Source organism: Microvirga soli, assembly GCF_016734765.1.
Lineage (GTDB): Bacteria > Pseudomonadota > Alphaproteobacteria > Rhizobiales > Beijerinckiaceae > Microvirga > Microvirga soli.
Map to the genome: position 1 here is coordinate 405253 of NZ_JAERQE010000002.1, position 6470 is coordinate 411722.

8 protein-coding genes are annotated in these 6470 nt (G+C 61.6%); all 8 read right to left on the reverse strand.

The genetic code is table 11. The features are described from left to right. Position 1: 1 nt before the first annotated feature. The 8 genes from JKL45_RS03745 to JKL45_RS03780 all read right to left on the reverse strand — a co-directional run bounded on the left by JKL45_RS03745 (position 2) and on the right by JKL45_RS03780 (position 6394). On the reverse strand, positions 2–220 hold the full coding sequence (locus tag JKL45_RS03745) for a DUF2783 domain-containing protein (protein ID WP_201859761.1): 219 nt from the start codon (positions 218–220) through the stop codon (positions 2–4). Beyond that, positions 217–1821 carry an FAD-dependent oxidoreductase gene (locus JKL45_RS03750; RefSeq protein WP_201859762.1) on the reverse strand — a complete coding sequence of 535 codons (1605 nt, stop codon included), beginning with the start codon at positions 1819–1821 and terminating at the stop codon, positions 217–219. Before JKL45_RS03750 ends, JKL45_RS03745 begins: the two co-directional genes overlap by 4 nt. A gap of 33 nt (positions 1822–1854) precedes the next feature. Beyond that, a complete protein-coding gene (locus JKL45_RS03755) occupies positions 1855–2811 on the reverse strand; it encodes an MBL fold metallo-hydrolase (RefSeq protein ID WP_201859763.1) in 957 nt (318 codons plus the stop codon). Positions 2812–2954: 143 nt separating this feature from the next. Then, positions 2955–3836, reverse strand: coding sequence for an energy transducer TonB (locus tag JKL45_RS03760; protein WP_201859764.1), 882 nt, complete (start codon positions 3834–3836; stop codon positions 2955–2957). Between the two features lie 17 nt (positions 3837–3853). Then, entirely contained in the window at positions 3854–4300 is a 447-nt protein-coding gene (locus tag JKL45_RS03765; RefSeq protein ID WP_201859765.1) for an ExbD/TolR family protein, read from the reverse strand. Next, positions 4300–4986: a MotA/TolQ/ExbB proton channel family protein gene (locus JKL45_RS03770; RefSeq protein WP_201859766.1), complete on the reverse strand. Its 687-nt coding sequence runs from the start codon at positions 4984–4986 to the stop codon at positions 4300–4302. The genes JKL45_RS03765 and JKL45_RS03770 overlap by 1 nt, the downstream gene beginning before the upstream one ends. Positions 4987–4996: 10 nt before the next feature. Next, positions 4997–5461: a Tat pathway signal protein gene (locus tag JKL45_RS03775; RefSeq protein ID WP_201859767.1), complete on the reverse strand. Its 465-nt coding sequence runs from the start codon at positions 5459–5461 to the stop codon at positions 4997–4999. Between the two features lie 570 nt (positions 5462–6031). Next, positions 6032–6394: a transposase gene (locus JKL45_RS03780; RefSeq protein ID WP_201859768.1), complete on the reverse strand. Its 363-nt coding sequence runs from the start codon at positions 6392–6394 to the stop codon at positions 6032–6034. Between the last annotated feature and the right edge of the window lie 76 nt (positions 6395–6470).

Sequence of the window (6470 nt, forward strand, 5' to 3'; positions counted from 1 at the left end):
TTCATCGCGGTGCGTCCCCAACGGCTTCCATGCTTTGCTTCGCGAGGGCGATGGCCTCTTGGAGCACCGCATGCTCGCCGATATGGTTGGCCAGGATCAGCACAAGGCGGCTGTTGAGCGCCGCGCTGTCTTCATCCGACAATCCCCGGTGCGCCTCGATCAACGCGCGATAGCTGCGGTCCGGGTCGGCCAAACGGCTCTCAGTTACGAGCGTACTCACGCAGGACCTCCCTCAAAGCCTCTCATGCGGCGCGAAGCGCTTTCGATCATCGCGGGCGCGGCATGGCGCCAGCGTGCCGCAAGATGCTGGTCAGGGCGCACGAAGTAGGTGCTTCCAGGGCTCGCATCGAACCGTTTTGCGAACAGGCCGTGCTCGTCGATGAGGTCATCGCCGAGGACGAGAACGCGATGGCCATTCGGCGGTACCGCGCCATTCGGCACGTGAAGGATTGTCTCCTCGCCACCAAGGGCCTCCAGCAGCCAAATGGACTTTCCATTGCGGTCCCGCATGGGGGCGTCGGGAAGAGGAGCACCAAGATGGGCGGAACCGGACCAGGTATCCACATCCGGCGTCGACAAGGGCGTGTCATAGCGCGATGGCATCGACAGCCTGCCTGAGTTCACCATCCGTTTGGCAAAGGGAGCATGGCGCGCAAGAGCCAAGGTCGCGTCGCGAAAGCGAAGCTCCTGCGCCGAGCGTGGCGCGATGAAATCCGTCGAGCGGGTCGAGTGGCCGATATTCTCATCGGCTGCAGCCGAGCGTTCGACATCGTAGGACTCGATCAGGCTCTCCGGCGCCTCGCCTTTGAGGATCGACGCGAGCTTCCAGCTCAAGTTGTCCGCATCCTGAATGCCGGAATTCGCGCCCCGCGCGCCGAAGGGCGAGACCTGATGGGCTGCGTCTCCGGCAAAGACCACGCGGCCATGCACGAAGCGTTCAAGGCGACGGCACTGGAAGGTGTAGACCGAGACCCACTCCAGTAGGAAATCGTCGTGCCCCAGCATCTGCCTGAGCCTTGGGATCACCCTCTCGGGCGCCTGCTCGGCCTTCGCATCCGCATCGGATCCCAATTGAAGATCGATGCGCCAGACGTCGTCCGGCTGCTTGTGCAGCAGAGCAGATCGGCCTTCATGGAAAGGTGGGTCGAACCAGAACCAGCGCTCGGGCGGAAAATCACCCTTCATCTTCACGTCGGCAATCAGAAAACGATCCTCGAAAGCTTCACCCTGGAACGAGAGACCCAGCATTCCGCGCAAAGCGGAGCGCGCGCCATCGGCGGCGACAACCCAATCGGCGTCGAGATTGTAGGAGCCTTCAGGTGTCTCGACCGTGAGCGTTGCGCCATCATTGCGGCGCTGCAGGTCGATCACCTTGTTGCGCCAGCGGATCTCAAGATTCGGGAGCGTCGCAGCACGCTCGACCAGGGCATGCTCCAGATAATACTGCTGCAGGTTGATGAAAGCCGGCATCTTGTGCCCGTCCTCGGGCAGAAGGTCGAAGGCATAGAGCAGGTCGTTGTTCTGGAAGACCTTGCCGATCTTCCAGGTGATGCCCTTCTCGAGGCAGGGCTCTGCAACGCCGAGCCGGTCGAGGATCTCCAGTGTGCGCTTGGCATAGCAGATGCCGCGTGAGCCTTCGCCGATCCGGTCCGCATCGTCGAGCAGCACGACAGGAACGCCGCGCTGCGCGAGGTCGATGGCCGTGCAAAGGCCCACGGGGCCGGCTCCGACAACAACAACGGGATGCCCGGCAGGAGAGGGGCGATCCTGATCGGCGCAGCGGCGGTAGCCGAATTGATAGAGGGCCTTGCGGGTGTTCATGAAACTTCCCCTTCCTCTATCGCCCAACAAGCGTCAGCCCTGAAGGGCGGCCCACATCTCACGGTCCCGTTCGGCAGTCCAGATGACGGGATGATCGATGCCCGAAGCCTCATCGAAGGCTCGCGAGACGTTGAAGGGAAGGCAGTGCTCATAGATGGCGAAGCTCCCGAACTTCGGGTCCATGACCTCGCGGGTGGCCGCAAAGGTCTCCTTCAGCGAACGCCCGCGTGCCACTGACAGTTCGGCCGCGCCATAGAGGCTGGTGACGAAATCGCGGGTCATGGCTGCCGCCTCACGGACCTGTTGGTTCCCCTGCAGGGCAGCGCCGCGGCCGGGCGCGATGGCCTGCGGCCGGAAGTCCAGGATGCTGTCGAGCGTCAGCGGCCATTCGCGCAGGTAAGCATCGCCGCAATAACAGGCCGAGTGATACTCGACGAGATCACCCGTGAACATCACCTCGGCATCCGGCACCCAGGCGACGATATCGCCTGCGGTATGCCCGGCGCCCAGATGAAACAGCTTCACCTCACGTTTGCCAAGAAAGACCGACATGCCCCTCTCGAAGGTGAGAGTGGGCCAGGTCAGCCCTTCCGGAATGCTGTTCTCGCCGCGAAAGAGACGCGGGAAGCGCCCGATCTCCGAAGCCTTGTCCTGCTCGCCGCGCTCCATGATGAGATCGTAGGTGGCGTTCGACGCGATAATGCCCTGCGCATTATAGGCCGAGGCGCCGAGAACCCGGACGGCATGGTAGTGGGACAGAACCACATACTTGATCGGCTTGTCCGTCACGGACCGCACGCGGGCGATCACATCCTCGGCCATCATCGGAGTAGCCTGGGCGTCGATGACCATGCAGCCGTCGTCGCCCACGATAATGCCGGAATTGGGATCGCCCTCGGCCGTATAGGCGTAAAGACCCGGGCCGATCTCCGTGAAGGATACGGTTTTTGCGGCTGTGTCCGCCGTCGAGGCGAAAGCTTTCTCGGCCATGGCGATCCTCCCGTCATAAGCTACAGTCTCTACTGCCAATCAGCACAAGCACGTGGGCGTATGACTGCATTCGTTTAGAGGCAGGGTAGCCGCGATCTACCGATCGTCAAGTTTGTGTATCGATGATCTTATCTGGAGCCGGCTCAGCGGATGTTGATGACCAGCGGCAGGTTGAACGTGCGTTGGGGGACAGAAGCTGGTGCCGGCGGCACAGATGATCCAGGGCTTGCTGCTGCAAGGGCCGCCTGATCGGCCGCAGGGTGCCCGGAACTGCGTACAAGAGACGAGCTGGTTATGCGGCCAGATGAGTCTATCGTGAAAATAACATTTACAGACCCGTTAAAACCTTGACTGCGTAGAGCGTTCGGAATGCGCATGCGGCTGCGCAGCGTCGCTCTCAAATTCGCAAGATAGCGGGCGCTCTCGGCGGGATCGGCTGAGGCCGCGGCTCCTCCTATGTTCTCGCGCGAGGCCGAGGCTTGCCCCTGGCGCGCTTCAGAGGGGGGCTGCTGCGGCTGGGCGACGGTCCGGCGTGGAGGAGGCTTGCGCTCCACTGGTTTTGGAATCGGCTTCTTCTCAGGCTTAGGGATCGGCTTCTCTTCGAGAGGCTTGGCAATGATTGTCTCGGGTGGCGGAAGAGCAATGGTAGGCTCCGTCTCCGCTTCGACGGGAGCGGCTTCTGCCGCTTCCAGCGGCTCAGGAAGTGCAGTCACCTCCTCCGGCTGCTCCGCCGTTGCTTCTTCGGGCGGCAGAGGTTCAAGGGTTTCCGGCTCCAGAGGCACTTCTTCCGGCTCGACCAGAGGAGCGTCCACCGCCGAGATTTCTGCCGGCGCCACGGATACTGCCTCCTCCAGGGCAGGAGCAAGGTCAATGGTGATCTCCTGCTCGCCGGGAGGATTATCCGGTTCGGTGGACTGCCAAAGCGTCAGCCCGCCCAGAACTGCTCCGTGCAGGGCTAGGGCCGTGACGAAGGCAATCCCGAGCCGGCTCGGCTCCGGTGTCGATCTGATGCTTTGAGCGGACATCGCGCGTGCTGCAAGTCTCACTGAGCCGGGGAGGCGCTCGGCGCCTGCGCAATCAGGGACACCTTGCTGAATCCGGCAGCGCTGACCTGCCCCATGATCTCGACGATGCGCCCATAGGGAACCGCTCTGTCTCCACGAACCAGCACAACTTGCGCTGGATCCGGCGCGGCCAGTTCCTTGAGACGTGGCATCATCATGTCCGGCGTGAGCGGATCCTTGTCGAGAAAGGGTTGCCCCTGCGCGTCGATGCTGATGACAACTGGCTGCTTCGGTTGCGACACCTTCGCGGCTGCCGTCTTCGGAAGGTTCACCGGAACGCCAACGGTCATGAGAGGTGCCGCCACCATGAAGATGATGAGCAGCACGAGCATCACGTCGACCAGCGGTGTGACATTGATCTCGGACAGAGGCGCAACACCGAACTCATCATCCGGTTCGCCTGTGCGGAGCGGTCCCATGCCCATTATTCGGCGGCCTCTGCGCGCAGATGAGGCTTGCGATCGCGCGCGAGCCGGTCGCCGAGGGCTGTGATGCCTGCCGCGAAGGATTGCTGCAAGCGCCCAAGATCGGTTGTGAGCTTATTGTAGGCGATCACGGCCGGGATAGCGGCGACGAGGCCGATGGCTGTTGCAAACAATGCCTCGGCAATGCCGGGAGCCACCACCGAGAGACTGGTGTCCTGGCTCGCAGCGATAGCGGAAAACGAGTTCATGATGCCCCAGACCGTACCGAAAAGGCCGATGAACGGCGCTGCCGACCCCGTAGTGGCCAGGAAGGGTAGCCCCACCTGGAGCTGGCGCATGTCGGCGGAGAGCGCAGCCCGCATGGCTCGCTCGATCCGCTCGCGCCGCTCGGCGCGGCTCTCCGACGGGTCCTGATCACGCCACGCCTCCTGACCGGCGGCAACGATCCGTCCCGTCGTCCCGGCAGATTGCGGATGAAGTTTCTCGGCCGAGCGGGCTGATCTTTCAAAGGTGCGCGCCTGGTTACGAACATTCCTGAAACGCAGGAGCTTCTCGACGACGATCGTCCAGCACCCGAGCGATGCCAGTACGAGCAGGATCATCACCCCTTTCACAATCGGATCGGCCTGCAGGAACAAGCCTATGAAGGAGAGATCGTGCGGGGCGGCGGGTACGATGTCGTTCATTGCAGCGCTCTCATTTCGTAAATGAAACGGTGTCGATCTTGGAGGAGGTCTCGAGTGCGGACAGGCACTCCTCCCGCGAATTCGCCGCGCCCTCGCATGTCATGACATCATTGAGGAGAACGCGACTGACCCGGGAGCAGCTCAGGCCTGGAAAATCGAAGAGCTTGATCAGTGTCTTGCGGCCGGGCACGGGGCCAACTTCGACGGCCAGCCTCTTGGCTGCGACACCTTCCGTATCGAGTGCAAAAAGATCGAGCTTCAGCGAGCGCCAGCCCTCGCCTTTCTGGTTATCGATCAAGAAATAAGTTCGGCAGTTCTCACCCGCAGGCTCGATCTTGTTCAGCTCGATCCGCAGCGATGGCGGCGAAGCACGCTCCTGTGCCAGAGCCGCTCCGCTGAAGGGGAGAAGCAGGGCAAGGCATGCCCATACACTGCCTGCCGAATATCCAGGCTCGTTCCACGTGCTTGTCCTCATGAACTCTTCCCTCTCGTTCGTATGGACGAGTGCGCAGCCTCACGGACGCGAGATTTAAGCGCTGGCGCCTCTCTGGTCTCCGGTCCGGCTCGATGTCCGAAGTCAGCGAGAATTTCTCGTGAGGCGATCAGACGAGATATCTGGGAGAAGCCATTTAAATCAAGGGCTTACAGAAAGATCAGAGGCGTTCTAAAACAACCCCTACAATGTTGAAAACGAGGGCGATTTCGCTTCCTTAAAATCCCTTCAAAGTAAATTTTTCTTGCTTTTGGGCATGTGTGGGCTGGCGGATACCTCCCGGACGCGCTTGGCTGAGCATGCTTCGCGCTTCACAAAAATACCGTTTTGCAAATGGACAAGAAACCTACGGACGCTCAGCACCAAGGAGTTCAGCGTGGGTTTCAAAGGTCACGACAAGCCCTTTCCTGCTTGGTATCCCTATGCCTTGGTTGGCGGGATCGCGGCCCTCGCAACAGCACTTTATGTGATCGGCTGATGCAGGCGAGGTGGGTCGAACGGCCTATGGCAGATGATTTGCCTAGAGCTGTCGGGCCTAAAGCGCTTTTGGTCTCAGTGTAGGGCATAGCCGGCATGCCTGATCCAGCCTTTGGCATCTTTTGCCGTGATGGTGTCGAGGGCTGGTTTGAGTTCTGCTTCCAGGGCTTCGAGAGTGCGCGGGGCTTTGGCCTTGAGCGGCTCCTTCATCTTGGCCCAGGCCTGCTCGATCGGATTGAACTCGGGCGAGTAGCGGGGCAGGTACAGCAGTCCGATCCCGGCCTGAGCGAGCAGGTCCCGCACTTCGGTGGCGTGATGCGGGCGCAGGTTATCCATCACCAGAATGGCATCAGGCTTCACCTGCTGGAGCTTGGGCACCAGCACCTGCTCGAGATAGGCCAGCAGCACGGAGGTCGAGGTGGACGCCTCGATGCTCACGTGGCCACCAGGCCCTCACAGGCGAGCGCGCCTATCACCGTCAGCCGCTGCCAGGAGCCGAGGGGAATGGACCCAT